The sequence below is a fragment of the Comamonas sp. C24C genome, from assembly GCF_053345995.1.
Genome location: NZ_JBKFBC010000017.1, coordinates 1 through 15,983 on the forward strand (window position 1 = coordinate 1; position 15,983 = coordinate 15,983).

Below are 15,983 nucleotides of genomic sequence, written 5' to 3' on the forward strand. Positions count from 1 at the left end.
GGGATGTAGGTGTCCAGAGCTTCAGCCAGACGCAGGATAGCGGGTTCACCCTTGTCGGATTGGTCGCCTTCCAGAGCCAGCTTGGCAGAGCCACGGATGATGGGGGTGTCGTCGCCGGGGAAGTCGTACTTGGACAGCAGCTCGCGCACTTCCATTTCGACCAGTTCCAGCAGTTCTTCGTCGTCCACCATGTCGGCCTTGTTCAGGAACACGATGATGTAGGGAACGCCCACCTGACGCGACAGCAGGATGTGCTCGCGAGTCTGGGGCATGGGGCCGTCAGCAGCGGAGCAAACCAGGATAGCGCCGTCCATCTGAGCGGCACCAGTGATCATGTTCTTCACATAGTCAGCGTGGCCGGGGCAGTCCACGTGAGCGTAGTGGCGGTTGGCAGTTTCGTATTCAACGTGCGAAGTGTTGATCGTGATGCCACGAGCCTTTTCTTCGGGAGCGTTGTCGATCTGCGAGTAGTCCTTGGCTTCACCGCCGAAGTGCTTGGACAGCACGGTAGCGATAGCAGCAGTCAGGGTGGTCTTGCCGTGGTCAACGTGACCGATGGTGCCCACGTTCACGTGGGGCTTGGTACGTTCGAACTTTTCTTTTGCCATGATTTCTCCGAAAGAGCAAAAACCTGTGTGATGTTTAAGGTCTGCACCTCATTGCTGATTCGCCCCGCACAGGAAACAGGACGGCATGGGATCGCAGACCGGCAAAAATCGCGGCAATCCTCAAGGGACTGCCGCGATTGGAAGCCTTAGATTATGACGGATTCGTCAAACCTGCGTCAATTACTTGGCGCGGGCAGCAACGATGGCTTCGGCCACGTTACGAGGAGCTTCAGCGTAGTGCTTGAATTCCATAGTGTAGCTGGCGCGACCTTGAGTCATGGAACGCAGCGAAGTGGCGTAGCCGAACATTTCGGACAGAGGCACTTCAGCCTTGATGGCCTTGCCGCCACCAACCATGTCATCCATGCCCTGCACCATGCCGCGGCGGGAAGACAGGTCACCCATCACGGTACCGGCGTAGTCTTCAGGTGTTTCCACTTCCACAGCCATCATGGGTTCCAGGATGACGGGGTTGGCCTTGCGAGCAGCTTCCTTGAAACCGAAGATAGCGGCCATCTTGAACGCCATTTCGTTCGAGTCCACATCGTGGTACGAACCGAAAGTCAGGCGCACCTTGACGTCCACCACAGGGTAGCCAGCCAGAACACCGGAAGTCAGCGCTTCGATCACGCCCTTTTCCACCGCAGGGATGTATTCGCGAGGAACCACACCGCCCTTGATTTCGTCGACGAACTCGAAGCCCTTGCCGGCTTCCTGGGGTTCCAGAGTCAGAACCACGTGGCCATACTGACCCTTACCGCCGGATTGACGAACGAACTTGCCGTCCACGTCCTTGACAGTGCTGCGAATGGTTTCGCGGTAGGCAACCTGGGGCTTGCCCACGTTGGCTTCCACGTTGAATTCGCGCTTCATACGGTCAACGATGATTTCCAGGTGCAACTCGCCCATACCGGCGATGATGGTCTGACCGGATTCTTCGTCGGTACGTACGCGGAAGGAAGGATCTTCTGCAGCCAGACGCGACAGAGCGATACCCATCTTTTCCTGGTCGGTCTTGGACTTTGGTTCCACAGCCTGTGCAATCACGGGCTCGGGGAACACCATGCGCTCCAGCACGATAGGTGCAGCGATGTCGCACAGGGTTTCACCGGTGGTCACATCCTTCAGACCCACGCAGGCAGCGATGTCTCCAGCACGGATTTCTTCGACTTCCACACGGTCGTTGGCCATCATCTGCACGATACGGCCGATACGTTCCTTCTTGCCCTTGACGGCATTCAGAACGGTCTCGCCCTTGGTCAGAACGCCGGAGTACACGCGCACGAAGGTCAGCTGGCCCACGAAGGGGTCGGTCATCAGCTTGAAGGCCAGAGCCGAGAACTTCTCGGCGTCGTCGGCCTTGCGGCTCAGCTTCTTCTCTTCGTCATCGGGGTCGGTACCGGTAACGTCAGGGATGTCCACAGGAGCGGGCAGATAGTCGATCACGGCGTCCAGCATGCGCTGCACACCCTTGTTCTTGAACGCGGTGCCGCACAGCATGGGCTGAATTTCGGTGGCCAGGGTACGAGTACGCACGCCGAGCTTCACTTCTTCTTCAGTCAGAGTACCTTCTTCCAGGTACTTGTTCATCAGCTCTTCCGAAGCTTCGGCAGCGGCCTCCACCAGGTTTTCACGCCACTTGTTGGCAGTCTCCACCAGCTCGGCGGGGATATCCTGGTATTCGAACTTCATGCCCTGGGAAGCTTCGTCCCAGATGATGGCCTTCATCTTGACCAGATCGACCACACCCTTGAAGTTGTCTTCGGCACCGATTGGGATCACCACGGGCACGGGGTTGGCCTTCAGGCGCAGCTTCATCTGGTCGTAGACCTTGAAGAAGTTGGCACCGGTACGGTCCATCTTGTTCACAAAGGCCAGACGAGGCACCTTGTACTTGTTAGCCTGACGCCACACGGTTTCGGACTGGGGCTGCACGCCACCCACAGCGCAATACACCATGCAAGCACCGTCCAGCACGCGCATGGAACGCTCCACTTCAATCGTGAAGTCCACGTGACCGGGGGTGTCGATGATGTTGAAGCGGTGCTCGGGATAGGACAGGTCCATACCCTTCCAGAAGCAGGTCACTGCAGCGGAAGTGATGGTGATACCACGCTCTTGCTCTTGCTCCATCCAGTCGGTGGTGGCAGCGCCGTCGTGCACTTCGCCCAGCTTGTGGGTCACACCGGTATAGAACAGGATACGTTCTGTAGTAGTTGTCTTACCTGCGTCAATGTGAGCGGAAATACCGATGTTGCGATAGCGCTCAATGGGGGTCTTGCGAGCCATGATGGATCCTTGCTTGATCGTATGGGAGTACTGCCGGCCCCGCATTGTGCGCAGGAGGCAGCAGCTCTATATGGGGGCGCTCAGAATCGACACAAGGCCGCAGCAAGTTTTTGCATGCGGCCCTGTATCTCGAGCGAGATTCCGATTAGAAGCGGAAGTGGCTGAAGGCCTTGTTGGCTTCGGCCATACGGTGCACTTCGTCACGACGCTTCATAGCGCCGCCACGGCCTTCCGTAGCTTCCAGCAGCTCGTTGGCCAGGCGTTGAGCCATGGACTTCTCGCCACGCTTGCGGGAGGCTTCCTTGATCCAGCGCATGGCCAGAGCCAGACGACGGACGGGACGCACTTCCACGGGCACCTGGTAGTTGGCACCGCCAACACGGCGGGACTTCACTTCGACCATGGGCTTGACGTTGTTGATGGCAACAACGAAAGCTTCCAGAGGGTCCTTGCCAGGATGCTTCTTCTCGATCAGGTCCAGAGCGCCATAAATGATGCGCTCAGCAACCGCCTTCTTGCCGCCTTCCATGATCACGTTCATGAATTTGGACAGCTCTACATTGCCGAACTTGGGATCCGGCAGGATTTCACGTTTGGGGACTTCGCGACGACGTGGCATTTTTTACCTCTATCTTTGCTTCAGTTGGCATCTTTTCAGATACCGCGAGAGCTATTCAAAACTCTCACTTACTCGACCCGCACAAAACATTCGTGCTCAGGGCCACTACGTTTGACCGCGCCAGTCAGGCGAATCAAACACCGTTTGTTTTCAAACAACCAGGGCTGATTACTTAGCCTTAGGCTTCTTGGCACCGTACTTGGAGCGAGCTTGCTTACGGTCCTTGACGCCTTGCAGGTCCAGGGAACCGCGCACGATGTGGTAACGCACACCGGGCAAGTCCTTCACACGGCCGCCACGCACCAGCACAACGCTGTGCTCTTGCAGGTTGTGGCCTTCACCGCCGATGTACGAAATCACTTCGAAACCGTTGGTCAGACGAACCTTAGCCACCTTACGCAGAGCCGAGTTAGGCTTCTTGGGAGTGGTGGTGTACACACGGGTGCACACGCCACGGCGTTGGGGGCAGTTTTCCATAGCAGGGCTCTTGGATTTAACAACTTCTACCGTGCGGCCCTGACGCACGAGTTGGTTAATGGTTGGCATTAATTAAACGTCCCTAAACGTGAATTTGCTTCGTGAAAGCAAAAGGTTTATCCGCAGCAACAGATGCTGATGCGGAAACGTGAATCCCTTCGGAAATTCCGAAAAGCCCTCAAATGTACCAGCTTGCGCAAATCAGCACAAGCACCTGCGGGCAATAGCCCCCAGGCAGCAAGATGCTTTGCATGACCGATAAGGGCTGTCACCGGCAGGAGCGCCTCCTGCCGGCCCGGGAACTTACTTGATCCAGAGGCGGATGGTGTCCCACAGACGGCCGAAGAAGCCGGCCTGCTCAACGGCCTCAAGCGCCACCAGCGGCACCTCGGCCACCACATCCGCGCCCGACTTGACCTTGAGCACGCCCATGGACTGGCCCTTGGCGATAGGAGCAATCAGCGGATCCTGGCGCACCACTTCGGTGGTCAGCTTGCCGCCCGTGCCCGAGGGCACGGTCACCACCACGGCGCCGTCGGCCTTGCCGATCTTGACGGCATTGGCCGCACCCTTCCAGACTGCCGGAGTGGCGACGGGCTGATCGGCATCGAACAGCTTGACGGCATCGAAAGCGGTGTAACCCCAGTTCAGCAGCTTCTGGCTTTCGTTGGCACGCGCTTTTTCGCTGGCCGTACCCAGCACGATGGACAGCAGTCGGCGCTGCCCCACATTGGGCAGATCGCGCTTGGCCGTGGCCACCAGGCAGTAGCCGGCGGCATTGGTATGGCCGGTCTTCAGGCCGTCCACGGTGGGATCGCGGAACAGCAAGGCATTGCGGTTGCTGCCGTTGGACGCCGGCGTGCCGGGATAGCTGTACTGCTTGGTGGAGTAGTAGTGCATGTACTCGGGGAAGTCATGCATCAGGCGCTGGGCCAGTATGGACAGATCACGCGCCGTCGTCAGGTGGCCGGGCTCGGTCAGACCTTCGGGGTTCTTGTAGCTGGTGTTCTTCATGCCCAGGGCCTTGGCCTGGTCATTCATCATCTTGACGAAGTTCTCGGCCGTACCGCCCACGGCCTCGGCCAGCGCCATGGTGGCATCGTTGCCGGACTGGATGATCATGCCGCTGAGCAGGTCATTGACGGGAACCTGCATCTTGGGGTCGATGAACATGCGCGAGCCGGGCATCTTCCAGGCACGCTCGCTCACGGGCATGCGTTGCTCCAGCGTGATTTTCTTGGCACGCAGGGCGTCGAACACCACATAGGCCGACATCAGCTTGGTCAGCGATGCCTGCTCGACGGGAGCGTCGATATCCTTGGCCCCCAGCACCTGGCCGGCAGTGACGTCCACCAGCAGATAGTTGCGGGCAGCGATTTCGGGAGGGACAGGGGCCGCCACCTGTGCCATGGCAAACACGGGCGCCACTGCGGCCGCAACGGCCAGAACACGCAGTGTGGAGTAGATGGGCTTCATGAAGAGGGTTCTCGCTAAAGCAAAGGTAAGCGCGGTTATTTACCGTCGAAAACGGCCAAAACCAAGGATAAACCTTGGCTTGGCGCTATGAAAAGAGGGGTTACCGAGACGGGGCAGCAATTCACGTGCGTCAGGGTGTGAGGACTGGCTCTTATTCGGACTTCAGGTGGCGCACCACCAGGTTCTTGAGCAGAGGCAATTGTCCGTGAAAGAAATGACCGACCTGCGGAATCACGGTAACAGGCAGTATCTGCGGGCGTGCCCAGTCCATCACGGCAGACAGCGCCACCGTGTCGTCCGCCTCGCCGTGAACCACCAGCGTCTGGTCATGGGCACCGGCAGGCACGGGAGCCACCTCGAAGCGGCTGGCGGCCGTACCGACCAGCACGGCCTTCTGCACCCGCCCCTGCTCCCAGAGCTGCGCCAGCGCATGGCTGGTGACAAAGGCGCCAAAGGAAAAGCCGGCCAGGGCGATCGGGCCTTCGGGAGCCACCTGCTGCACCACGGCCAGCAAATCCTGCAGCTCTGCCTTGCCGGCGTCATATTCACCGGCACTGGCACCCACGCCGCGAAAATTGAAACGCACGGCCGTATAGCCGCACTGCACAAAGGCACGCGCCAGCGTCTGGACCACCTTGTTGTCCATGGTGCCGCCAAACAGCGGATGCGGATGGGCGATGATGGCCACACCCTTGGGGCTCTGCCCTTCGGCCAGTTGCGGCGCATCGCGCAGGGTTTCGATCGCACCGGCAGCGCCGGTCAACATCAGTCGTTCAGTCTGAGAATTCACTACGCTATCCTAGTTATAGCTATCAGCGCTTGCTGTTATTAGGCTGACGCTTAAAAACGCTTAAAGTTCCTGAACGAGCACGCTGCACTGCGCACCGAAGGCGTCGTCCCTGCGGCGCCGCCCAGGCAAGGCACCCGGGGGAAGCCCCGTTTATCGGCCTACGCTGTCAGGCAGCACCAGGCGCTCGACGACCTTGCCGTTCTTCAGATGGGATTCGACGATTTCATCGATATCACTGTCGTCGATAAAGGTGTACCAGACGGCCTCGGGGTAGACCACGGCCACGGGGCCGCCCGCGCAGCGATCCAGGCAGCCGGCCTTGTTCACTCGCACCTGACCCTTGCCAGCCAGCCCCTCTTCCTTGACTTTGCGCTTGCAGTGGTCAAAGCCCGCCTTGGCACCGTGCAGAGCGCAGCAGTCCTCGCCATTGGGGCGCTCGTTCAGGCAAAAGAAGATATGACGCTGGTAGTAGCCACCGGCTTGGTCTTGATTCTGGGTGTCGCTCATAGTGGCTCATTCTAGGCAGGCTGCTGGCGACGCGAGAGTCGAATCACTACATACGCCAGTGTGACGTAAGGCCAGAGCCAGCCCAGCCACTGGCCCAGGCCGTAGAAGCGGATGAAGCGCCCCTGCTCCCAGGCCTGCAGGGTCTGGGCGAAGTAGACATTGGTGGGAGCCTGGTTGAGGATGCTCAGATGCAGCACCAGCACCAGAAGCAACAGCACGGTGCACACCCGGCGCGAGGCCGGCAGCGCAATCACGGCCAGACCCAGCCCTCCCCAGACGCCCAGACGCACCGGCAGATCCACCCACTCCCAGGCATGAGCCGGCCCCCAGCTCAGGGCGGCCGACAGCGCCGTCACGCCCACACCTGCCGCAACCAGCAGCAGCCCCGCCAGCGCGCGGCGGCCCATGTGTCCCACGGCACAGTAGGCCAGCAGACAGGGTATCCACAGCCCCAGCATTACACAGAGCATCTCCGTCACCAGCGACAGCGGCGTCAGGGCGAAATCGCCCAGCGGCAGCCAGTCTTCGAACGGCGTGTTCAGCAACCAGTCCTGCAAGGTGTCGTCAATGCGTTCCAGCACCTGACCCAGGCCGAAGGGCACGGCCGCCGGAAACAGCAGCGCAAACGGCCACAGTGCCAGCAGCACCAGCACGCCCGCACCGCCCTCGCCCAGCCACTGGTTACGAAAAGCGCTCCAGCGCGACAGCGCCCCCAGCCTCTCCAGCAGCGCGGCCAGCAGGGCACCGATCAGGGTACCGCCGGCATTGAGCACCAGATCCAGATTGGACGGCACGCGGCGCGGCAGATAGATCTGCAGAAACTCCATGCACAGCGACAGCAGCGTGCCGGCAAGAAAAGCCAGCGGCACGGCCAGCCTGGGCTGGCCCGAGCGCATCAGGGCCAGCGCCAGGAAAAATCCCAGCGGCGCATAGCCAACGATATTGGTGTTGACGTCGAACCAGGTCCAGTACGGCGGTGGAATCCTGGCAAACAGAAATACGCTGGGATCAATCCCCTGGGCGCGCCAGCCGTCGAATGGGAACAGGCTGGCAAACACGATGAGCAGGCCATAGACCAGCGCCAGCGGCCAGGCCGAGGTATGGCGCATGGAAATCACCGGCACCGCGGAATCGGACACAGTCGCCTCCTACTCTCGGCACAAGACTCAGAAGGGCTTGACCACCACCAGAATCACGGCGGCGATCAGCAGCAGCACCGGCACTTCGTTATAGAACCGGAACCAGCGATGGCTTTTGTGACAGGTGTTGTCCGCCAGCTTGCGCAGCAGCACGGCACAGCTGTGGTGATAGCCGATGACCAGCAGCACCACGGCCAGCTTGGCATGCAGCCAGCCGCCCGCAAAGCCCCAGCCCAGCCACAGCCACAGGCCCAGGCCCAGCGCTGGCACGGCCAGCATGGTGGTGAAGCGCAGCAGCTTGCGCGCCATCAGCAGCAGGCGCTCGCGCTCTGCCACCGAGCCCGGCGTGACCATGGCGATATTGACAAAGATACGCGGCAGATAGAACAGACCAGCAAACCAGCTGGCGACAAAAATGATGTGAAAGGCTTTAACCCATAGCATGGGGCCAGTGTAAAGGCCTGCGCTGCGCCACAGCCGCTGCGCGCCGCGTCTTTACCCCGCATTGAGACAGCCGTCATGGAATAGTCACGCAGCTGCAAGCCAAGCCATGGCGGATGGGGCACAATTTTCCCCATGCATTTGTCCAGCCCTACTCCTTTTCCCCAGAATCGTCCGCGCCGTCTGCGCCGCGATGCTTTCACCCGCAATCTGGTGCGCGAGAGCGTGCTGACGCCGCACGACTTCATCTACCCCGTGTTCGTGCACGAAGGCCAGAACAAGCGCGAGGCCGTTCCCTCCATGCCTGGCGTGGACCGCCTGAGCCTCGACCTGCTGCTGCCCGTGGCCGAGGAGTGCGTGAAGCTTGAAATTCCCTATCTGGCACTGTTCCCCGCCATTGAACCCAGCCTCAAGACGCCCGATGGCAAGGAAGCCCTGAACCCCGACGGTCTGATCCCCCGCGTGGTGCGCGCGCTGAAAAAGGAATTTCCCCAGCTGGGCGTGATGACCGATGTGGCCCTGGACCCCTATACCAGCCACGGCCAGGACGGCATCCTGGACGAGAGCGGCTACATCATCAACGATGACACCGTGGAAGTGCTGGTCGGCCAGGCCCTGGCCCATGCCGAAGCCGGCGTGGACATGGTCGCTCCCAGCGACATGATGGACGGCCGCATCGGCGCCATCCGCGAGGCGCTGGAGCTGCAAGGCCATATTCACACCCGCATCATGGCCTACAGCGCCAAGTACGCCAGCGCCTTCTACGGTCCCTTCCGCGATGCCGTGGGCACGCGCGGCGCCCTGGGCAAGGCCGACAAGAATGTCTACCAGATGGACCCGGCCAACACCGACGAAGCCCTGCGCGAAGTGGCGCAGGACATCGCCGAAGGCGCGGACATGGTCATGGTCAAGCCCGGCATGCCGTATCTGGACGTGGTGCGCCGCGTCAAGGACGAGTTCAAGGTACCGACCTTCGCCTATCAGGTGTCCGGCGAATACGCCATGCTCAAGGCCGCGGCAGCCAATGGCTGGCTCGATCACGACGCCGTGATGATGGAAGCCCTGCTGGCCTTCAAGCGCGCCGGCGCCGACGGCATCCTGACCTACTTTGCCATCGACGCCGCCAAGAAGCTGCGCGGCCTGTAACAAAATTGATAGCTATCAGCGCAGGTCATGCTTGCGTTTGAGGGCGTTTCAGGCATGATCTGACGGCTCGGGCTGCTGGCCCGGGCCGTTTTTGCATCTGCTTTTGCACTGACATCGAGGCTGCCAATTCCCATGCGCGTGCTGCATATCTCTCCCCTCTATGCCCAGCCTGTTGACGGACTGCCCACGCAGGCGGCGACAACGGGGTTTTACTGGGTCTCCTGCACACGCTCGGAGCTGGAGGCTCAGCTGCCGTCCGTCCAGACCATGCTGGCCAGGCTGGGCGGCTCCGCGCTCGTGGACCTGCATGTCTCCGACCTGCTGAATCCGGCCATCCCTTCCAATTACGACTACACCTCGGTGTACGACGTGCTGGTGTTCCGCCGTCTGGCCAACGCCCATTTGCCGCCGCTCAACGGCAGCCACGCCTCGCCCGCGCCTGCCGTGGCAGCACCGCCTGCCCTGGCGGCCGGCACCGGCAGTGCGGCATCCAGCGCCCCGCCGCCATCCCACAGCCTGGCCCACAGCGGCCAGCGCGAAGCGCCGGTGCTGCAACGCGTGGAAACGCAGCCCGTGGGCTTTGCGCTGTATGACCAGATCCTGCTGTCCGTGCATCCCGACGGCTGCTTTGTGCTGGAAAACTTCTGGCAGCGCCTGATATCCGGCCCTGCCAAGACTGACGGCCGCCAGGTCAGCAGCAAGATGCCCGTGGAGCCTGCGGACCTGATGCTGCGCATGGTCAACGGCATGGTGGACGGCTACCTGGACCTGCGCCGCACGCTGACGCGCCAGATCGACCACTGGCAGATGGCGTTGCTCAAGCCCAACAAGCGCTTCAGCAACTGGGCCAGCGTGCTCGATGTGCGCCTGGCGCTGCACCAGCTCGATGAAATCTGCGAAGACCAGCGCGCCGCCGTGCAGGACTGGACCGAGGCACTGGAGGGCTGGCCGCCCGAGCACACCCCCGCACGCCAGCATGAGCGTGAGTTGCTGCGCGTGCGCTCGCGCGACGTGCTCGAACATATAGAGCGCGTGACCCACCATATTCACCGCATGGAGCAAAGCGCCGAGACCGCCGTGCAGATGCACTTTTCGGCACAGAGCAACCGCGCCAACGACATCATGCGCACGCTGACCACGGTGACGGCCATCTTTCTGCCGCTAAACCTGATTGCCGGCATCTTCGGCATGAACTTCGAGTTCATCCCCTTTGTGCACAAAAAGGACGGCTTCATCTGGGCCCTGGTGGCCATGGTGATCATCACCGTGGTGCTGGTGGCCTATTTCTGGCGCCGCCGCTACCTGGAAAGCGAAGAGGCCGAGTAAGCGACCCTGCTGGTGCCGCACGCACCGCCTCGCTGAGGCCCGCAAATTTGCGGCCCAGCAGCCCCAGTCTTCGGCCGTACGACAACCGAGAAACTCAAGCAAAAACAGCTTCCAGCGCTTATCTAATAAGCGCTGGAAGCTGTTGTTTCAAACGTCAATCAGCCCAGATGCTGTTGAAAGAAAGCCAGCGTGCGCTCGCCGGCCAGCTTGGCTGCCGCTTCGTTGTAGGAGCCGCGCTGGTCGCAGTTGAAGCCGTGGTCGGCGTCGTAGACATGCACTTGCGCCTGGGGCTGTGCCTTCTTGAAGGCTTCGACGGACTCCAGCGAGATGTAGTGATCCTTGCTGCCGAAGTGGGCCTGCACCGGGCACAGCGCCTGACGGCTGGCTTCCAGCTCGCCCGTCATGCCGCCGCCGTAATAGCAGACTGCGGCAGAAACACTGGCCAGATTGCAGGCCGAGCGCCAGGTCAGCAGGCCGCCCCAGCAAAAGCCCACCACACCGATCTTGCCGCCGGGCACCAGCGTCGCGGCATGGGCCACAGCCGCCTCCACATCGCGCAGCGCGCCAGGCTCGGGCAGGGCTTCCACCGCAGTCTTGAGAGCAAAGCCGGCCTTCATATCGTCTTCGGTGTAGCCCAACTCCACATCGGGCTTGACGCGGGCAAACATGGCGGGGGCCACGGCCACATAGCCCTGGGCAGCATAGCGGTCTGCCACGGAGCGGATATGCGAGTTCACGCCGAAGATTTCCTGCAGCACCACGATGGCACCGCGTGCCTGGCCCTCGGGCATGGCCACATAAGCGGGGGTTTTTACGCCATCCACGGCTGTCAGTTCAACAAAGCTGCCCATTGCGAAGCTCCTTAACATGGTTCAAAAGGGAAATCCGCGATGCGGTCGCCAGCAATGCTGTAATGGCTGGTGCCGCGTCGACGATTCGCTCATTTTTTCACAGGAGTGTTCATGCCAGCTATCCCGGCCCCACAAAAGGCAGACAGTCGCAAGAAGCCACCCATGCCCGGAGGCGAGCTGTAATGGATATCAAGCCGCTGATCACCCTGGTTGCCATCATCAACCCGCTGGCCATTGTTCCGTTCTTCATCCACTACACGGCCGGCTTCGATGCAGAGCAGCGCTGGCAAACCATTCGCACCGCCGCCTTTGCTGCCTTCTGCGTGATCGCAGTCTGTGCGCTGCTGGGGTTACAGATTCTGCAGTTCTTCAACATCTCGCTGCAGAGCTTTCAGGTCGGCGGCGGTCTGCTGCTGCTGATCAGCGCAATGAACATGCTCAACGCGCGCCCCGCCGAAGACCGGCCCAACAATGCCACGCTGGCAGCCGGCGTCGAAAAAGCCGCCGAGGGCAACAGCATCGCCGTCGTGCCGCTGACCATTCCGCTGCTAACCGGGCCTGCCGCTATGTCCACCGTGGTGATCTATGCCGATCAGGCGCGCACCATCTGGCAGCATGTGGCGCTGGTCGGCTATGGCGTGGTGGTGGCCGCCGCCATCATGGTGTGCTTTTCGCTGGCCCACCCGATTGCCCGCGTGCTGGGCAAGACCGGCATCAATGTGATGACCCGGCTCATGGGCCTGATTCTGGCCGCGCTGGCCATCGAGGTGATGGCGGGAGGGCTGATCAAGATCTTCCCCATCCTGGCTTCTCCGGCGATATACCCTTAACCCCCGGCTATGCCGCTTCCCCCAAGGGGGACGGCAGCTTCGCTGCGTGGCGGCGCTTGCTCGCTGTCTCTCGCCTTGGCGCGTGCCAGCTTCAGGCAGTTACCACTTCCATTTTTTCCGCCTCACCACAGGCACCACCACAGCCGGTGATCGGCTCTGCAGGCAAGGCCTCGGGCACCAGCACCGCGCCGGTCACCGGGTCAAAGCCCGCGCGGCGCATGTGCAGGGCCAGGGCGGCATCCATGTTCTGCGCATGGTGGCTGAACCAGGGACCGAGCTCGGCCGCCATATGGCGGATGGTGGCCAGATCACCTTGCTCCCCCTTGACCGCCCCCTCGCGCAGGACGGCCAGCACCACCTTGTGCTGCTGGCTGTGGCAGTTGCCCGTGGCAAATCCCGTGGTCTGCATCCAGCGGTCCTCCTGATCGAAGTGCTGCTGGGTGTGGGCAATCAGCTCGTCCCAGAGCGCACACAGTTGGTCGTCGGCGGCTGCCTCCACCTGGGCCAGCAGGGTGACGAACTCCTCATGCACCGCGTCCATGACGGGAAAATCCAGGATGAGAGCGGCATTCCATTCGAGGCTGGCCATGGCAGTTCCTTGCGCGAAATTGAGGAACTGGCAGCTTAAGAAAAAGACCTGGCGCGGCCATTGACCCATATCAGCAAAGCGGCGGCCCGCAGGCGCCCGAGGCTTGTCCAGAATCAACAAAGCCCTGCATGGCAGGGCTTTCCGAGCGGCGCTACTTGGGGCAGGACAGTGCCTAGCGCCCGTAGCCCTGCAGCCAGCGGCTGAGCTGGGCCGCAGCCTCGTCCACGGCGCGCGCCATGGCCTGTGCGCCACCGGCCGCATCGGCTGAGCTGGATGGCACTTCGACCGTGAACACCTTCTGGCCCAGCAACTGGTTGCCTGCACTCTCGCCGGCACCGATCAGGCTGGCGCTCAGACGCAGCAGCGCACGGCTGTTGCTGGCGTTGTCGAAGACCTGGTTGAACTCGTCCACCGTCACGCGCAGCTGCGCAATCGAGCGCTTGTCGGCCAGCAGGGGGCGGACATTGTCCTTGCCCGAGAGCACGGGTCGCTCCAGTCCCAGACGCATGCGCAGGCGCTGCTCCACCATCTGGGCCGGAGGCAGGCTCCAGCGCGCATTCTGGTAGGCACGCAGCTGCTGGCTGTCGCTGTAGTTCAGGCGGTAGAACATGGCCGTCAGGCCCTCGGGCAGACCCGGAGCCTGGACTTCGGCCAGCACCAGCGGCACCGGCGCCACCGAAGAGGCGGCTGCATTCGCGGCGGGCGCGGCCAGGTCGGCCACGCCCAGGTCATAGCGCACCGGCTGCGTGGGTGCCGTGGGCAGGCCCGAGCAGGCGGCTAGCGCCAGCACCAGTGAAGAAGCGCCCAGCAATCGCCATGCTCCGCGGCCGGTGAATGAAATCTTTGTGTCTGCCATATTGATTCCTTTGGGACTTAGGCCAGCCAGGATGGGCAGCAGGCATTTCCATCGAGAAACCGCCTGCCTGGTCCGAATTTGCGCAAGTCGTGTCCTTGTTGCCGCTTCACTTGGCCGGAGCCACGAAACCGGGCTCGCCGGGGCCCGGCTGGCCCAGGCCCTGGCCGTAGATGACGGACTGCGGGTTGTCATTGAAGCGGCCTGCCGCCGCGCCCATGGTGCGCGCAGCGCGCGAGACATCGTCGGCCGCACCGTTCATGCGCGGCAAGGTGCTGCGCCCCAGCGATTCGGCAGCCTGCGACAGGGCCTGCGTGCCCTCGGCAATCTGCTGTAGCGGGCCGTCGGGCGCATTGACCTTGCGCACGGTCTGCTGCAGATCGGTCGCCACGCCCGTGGCGGCATTGCCGGCCTTGGTCAGGGACTGCAGGGTCTGGTGCGCATCTGCCGTGAGCTGAGGAAAGTCCTTGGCCGTCTTGTTCATGGTCTCGGCCAGATCCTTGATCCCTCCGGATGCGGCCGCGATATTGTCCAGCGCCACGCTCACGCGTTTCTGGTTGTCCTCGCCCAGCATGGCATTGAGACGGCGTGAAATTTCGTCAACCCGCTCCAGCAGCACCGGGCCCTGGTCGGCCAGCATGTTCAAGGGCGAGGACTTCATGGGCAGGCGCGGCAAGCCGCTGGGCCCTGGCTTGAGCGGCTGCGAAGCCCGGCTGTCATCGTCGAGCTGGATATGGGCCAACCCCGTCACCCCCTGATAGCCGAGCTGTGCATAAGTGGCCGGCGTGACCGGCGTGTCCTCACCCACGGCAATGCGAATCAGCACATTGCCGGGAATCTGCGGGTCAAAACCGATGCGCACCACCTTGCCCACGGGCACGCCCTTGTAGCGCACCGTGGCCTGGGGCTGCAGACCGCTGACACCATCCTTGGTGGACATTTCGTAGAGCTGGTATTCGCGGTTGTCGCGCGTCAGCCAGACGGCCAGCCCTGCCAGCAGGGCCGCAACCACCAGCACGAAGATGCCGGCAGCCATGGCATGGGACTTGTTTTCCATCAGCTTTCCTCTGCGGCCACGCCGCCTTGCACCGGGGCCATGGCACGGCGGCCACGCTCTCCCTGGAAGAAATGTTCGATAAACGGGTGCTTGATCTGGGCCACATCGCGCGGGGCTCCGGTGAACAGCACTTTTTTCTCGGCCAGCACGGCCACACGCGTGGACAGCGCAAACAGCGTATCCAGGTCGTGGGTGACCATGATCACGGTCAGGCCCAGCTCGGCATGGATATCGCGCAGCAGCTCGCAGAACTCGTCAGAGCCCTTGGGGTCCAGCCCGGCGGTGGGTTCGTCCAGCAACAGCAGCGGCGGATCCATCATCAGCGCACGCGCCAGCGCCACACGCTTGATCATGCCGCCCGACAGGTCTGCGGGCATACGCGAGGCATGTTCCGGCTTGAGACCCACCATCTGGAGCTTGACCATGGCCGCATCGCGCACCACGGCATCGGGCAAGGTGCCCTGCTCGCGCAATGCAAACGCGATGTTGTCCAGCACATTGAAGGCCGAATACAGCGCCCCCTGCTGGAACAGCATGCCCACCTGACTCGCCGCCAGCTCGCCGCTGATGACCTCGCGCGAGGGCCGGCCATCCACGGTCACCGTGCCGCGCGAAGGCGAAAGCAGGCCCAGGATCTGGCGCAGCAGCACGGTCTTGCCCGTGCCGGAGCCGCCAACCAAAGCCAGAATCTCGCCCGGGTAGATATCGAAATTCAAGTCCTGGTGCACGGCAAAGCGCGACTCGCCCTCGCCAAACTCGGTCCACAGGTCAACCGCCTGCACCAGGGGCTTCACATCCTGCGGCGGCGCGTAGTCGCCCACGGCCCCTTCGATACGACGGTTCTGCATCACCTCTGTCATTTGCGTGCCCCCCACTCCACGAGGCTGACGCGACCCAAGCCAGGAACGCCGAGCAAAAGCCGCCCCGCAGCGAAGGTGTCGTCCCCTTTGGGGAAAGCGGCGAAGCCGCACAGGGGGTAGTTCAT

17 protein-coding genes are annotated in these 15,983 nt (G+C 62.2%); 3 read left to right on the forward strand and 14 right to left on the reverse strand.

Translation table 11 applies throughout. From position 1 onward, the window contains the following. The 9 genes from ACLBXN_RS23255 to ACLBXN_RS23295 all read right to left on the reverse strand — a co-directional run. Positions 1-608 (reverse strand): GTP-binding protein (locus ACLBXN_RS23255; RefSeq protein ID WP_447613730.1); only part of this gene is annotated, 608 nt, incomplete at its 3' end. Positions 609-788: 180 nt separating this feature from the next. Continuing rightward, complete coding sequence (gene fusA / locus ACLBXN_RS23260; RefSeq protein WP_211457965.1) at positions 789-2,897, reverse strand: elongation factor G; 2,109 nt, start codon at positions 2,895-2,897, stop codon at positions 789-791. A 145-nt stretch (positions 2,898-3,042) separates the two neighbouring features. Further along, positions 3,043-3,516 carry a 30S ribosomal protein S7 gene (rpsG, locus tag ACLBXN_RS23265; protein WP_003059438.1) on the reverse strand — a complete coding sequence of 158 codons (474 nt, stop codon included), beginning with the start codon at positions 3,514-3,516 and terminating at the stop codon, positions 3,043-3,045. Between the two features lie 168 nt (positions 3,517-3,684). Further along, positions 3,685-4,062 carry a 30S ribosomal protein S12 gene (gene rpsL / locus ACLBXN_RS23270; protein WP_003059441.1) on the reverse strand — a complete coding sequence of 126 codons (378 nt, stop codon included), beginning with the start codon at positions 4,060-4,062 and terminating at the stop codon, positions 3,685-3,687. Positions 4,063-4,296: 234 nt separating this feature from the next. Then, positions 4,297-5,469, reverse strand: coding sequence for a D-alanyl-D-alanine carboxypeptidase family protein (locus ACLBXN_RS23275; RefSeq protein WP_003059442.1), 1,173 nt, complete (start codon positions 5,467-5,469; stop codon positions 4,297-4,299). A 151-nt stretch (positions 5,470-5,620) separates the two neighbouring features. After that, positions 5,621-6,259: an alpha/beta hydrolase gene (locus tag ACLBXN_RS23280; RefSeq protein ID WP_447613731.1), complete on the reverse strand. Its 639-nt coding sequence runs from the start codon at positions 6,257-6,259 to the stop codon at positions 5,621-5,623. Between the two features lie 150 nt (positions 6,260-6,409). Then, positions 6,410-6,766 (reverse strand): (2Fe-2S) ferredoxin domain-containing protein, encoded by a 357-nt coding sequence (locus ACLBXN_RS23285; protein ID WP_003059444.1) that lies wholly within the window; start codon positions 6,764-6,766, stop codon positions 6,410-6,412. Between the two features lie 11 nt (positions 6,767-6,777). Continuing rightward, positions 6,778-7,875, reverse strand: a complete 1,098-nt coding sequence (locus ACLBXN_RS23290; protein WP_447613756.1) for a VanZ family protein — start codon at positions 7,873-7,875, stop codon at positions 6,778-6,780. A gap of 57 nt (positions 7,876-7,932) precedes the next feature. Next, entirely contained in the window at positions 7,933-8,349 is a 417-nt protein-coding gene (locus ACLBXN_RS23295) for a CopD family protein (protein WP_167010891.1), read from the reverse strand. A gap of 132 nt (positions 8,350-8,481) precedes the next feature. On the opposite strand from ACLBXN_RS23295, the gene hemB reads away from it, so the two are divergent. Both hemB and ACLBXN_RS23305 read left to right on the forward strand, forming a co-directional pair. Then, positions 8,482-9,492: a porphobilinogen synthase gene (gene hemB / locus ACLBXN_RS23300; protein ID WP_211457969.1), complete on the forward strand. Its 1,011-nt coding sequence runs from the start codon at positions 8,482-8,484 to the stop codon at positions 9,490-9,492. Between the two features lie 132 nt (positions 9,493-9,624). Next, entirely contained in the window at positions 9,625-10,818 is a 1,194-nt protein-coding gene (locus ACLBXN_RS23305; RefSeq protein WP_447613732.1) for a magnesium transporter CorA family protein, read from the forward strand. A 158-nt stretch (positions 10,819-10,976) separates the two neighbouring features. Here ACLBXN_RS23305 and ACLBXN_RS23310 read toward each other — a convergent pair whose 3' ends face one another. Then, on the reverse strand, positions 10,977-11,669 hold the full coding sequence (locus ACLBXN_RS23310; RefSeq protein WP_447613733.1) for a dienelactone hydrolase family protein: 693 nt from the start codon (positions 11,667-11,669) through the stop codon (positions 10,977-10,979). Positions 11,670-11,851: 182 nt separating this feature from the next. Here ACLBXN_RS23310 and ACLBXN_RS23315 point away from each other — a divergent pair, with 182 nt between their 5' ends. Then, positions 11,852-12,499, forward strand: coding sequence for a MarC family protein (locus ACLBXN_RS23315; RefSeq protein WP_003059455.1), 648 nt, complete (start codon positions 11,852-11,854; stop codon positions 12,497-12,499). A 91-nt stretch (positions 12,500-12,590) separates the two neighbouring features. Here ACLBXN_RS23315 and ACLBXN_RS23320 read toward each other — a convergent pair whose 3' ends face one another. From ACLBXN_RS23320 to ACLBXN_RS23335, 4 genes are all read right to left on the reverse strand, one after another. Further along, positions 12,591-13,088, reverse strand: a complete 498-nt coding sequence (locus tag ACLBXN_RS23320) for a hemerythrin domain-containing protein (RefSeq protein WP_447613734.1) — start codon at positions 13,086-13,088, stop codon at positions 12,591-12,593. A 172-nt stretch (positions 13,089-13,260) separates the two neighbouring features. Then, entirely contained in the window at positions 13,261-13,944 is a 684-nt protein-coding gene (locus tag ACLBXN_RS23325; RefSeq protein ID WP_211457973.1) for an ABC-type transport auxiliary lipoprotein family protein, read from the reverse strand. Between the two features lie 106 nt (positions 13,945-14,050). Then, a complete protein-coding gene (locus ACLBXN_RS23330; protein ID WP_407714869.1) occupies positions 14,051-14,998 on the reverse strand; it encodes an MlaD family protein in 948 nt (315 codons plus the stop codon). Next, on the reverse strand, positions 14,998-15,858 hold the full coding sequence (locus ACLBXN_RS23335) for an ABC transporter ATP-binding protein (RefSeq protein ID WP_447613735.1): 861 nt from the start codon (positions 15,856-15,858) through the stop codon (positions 14,998-15,000). The genes ACLBXN_RS23330 and ACLBXN_RS23335 overlap by 1 nt, the downstream gene beginning before the upstream one ends. Positions 15,859-15,983: the final 125 nt, after the last annotated feature.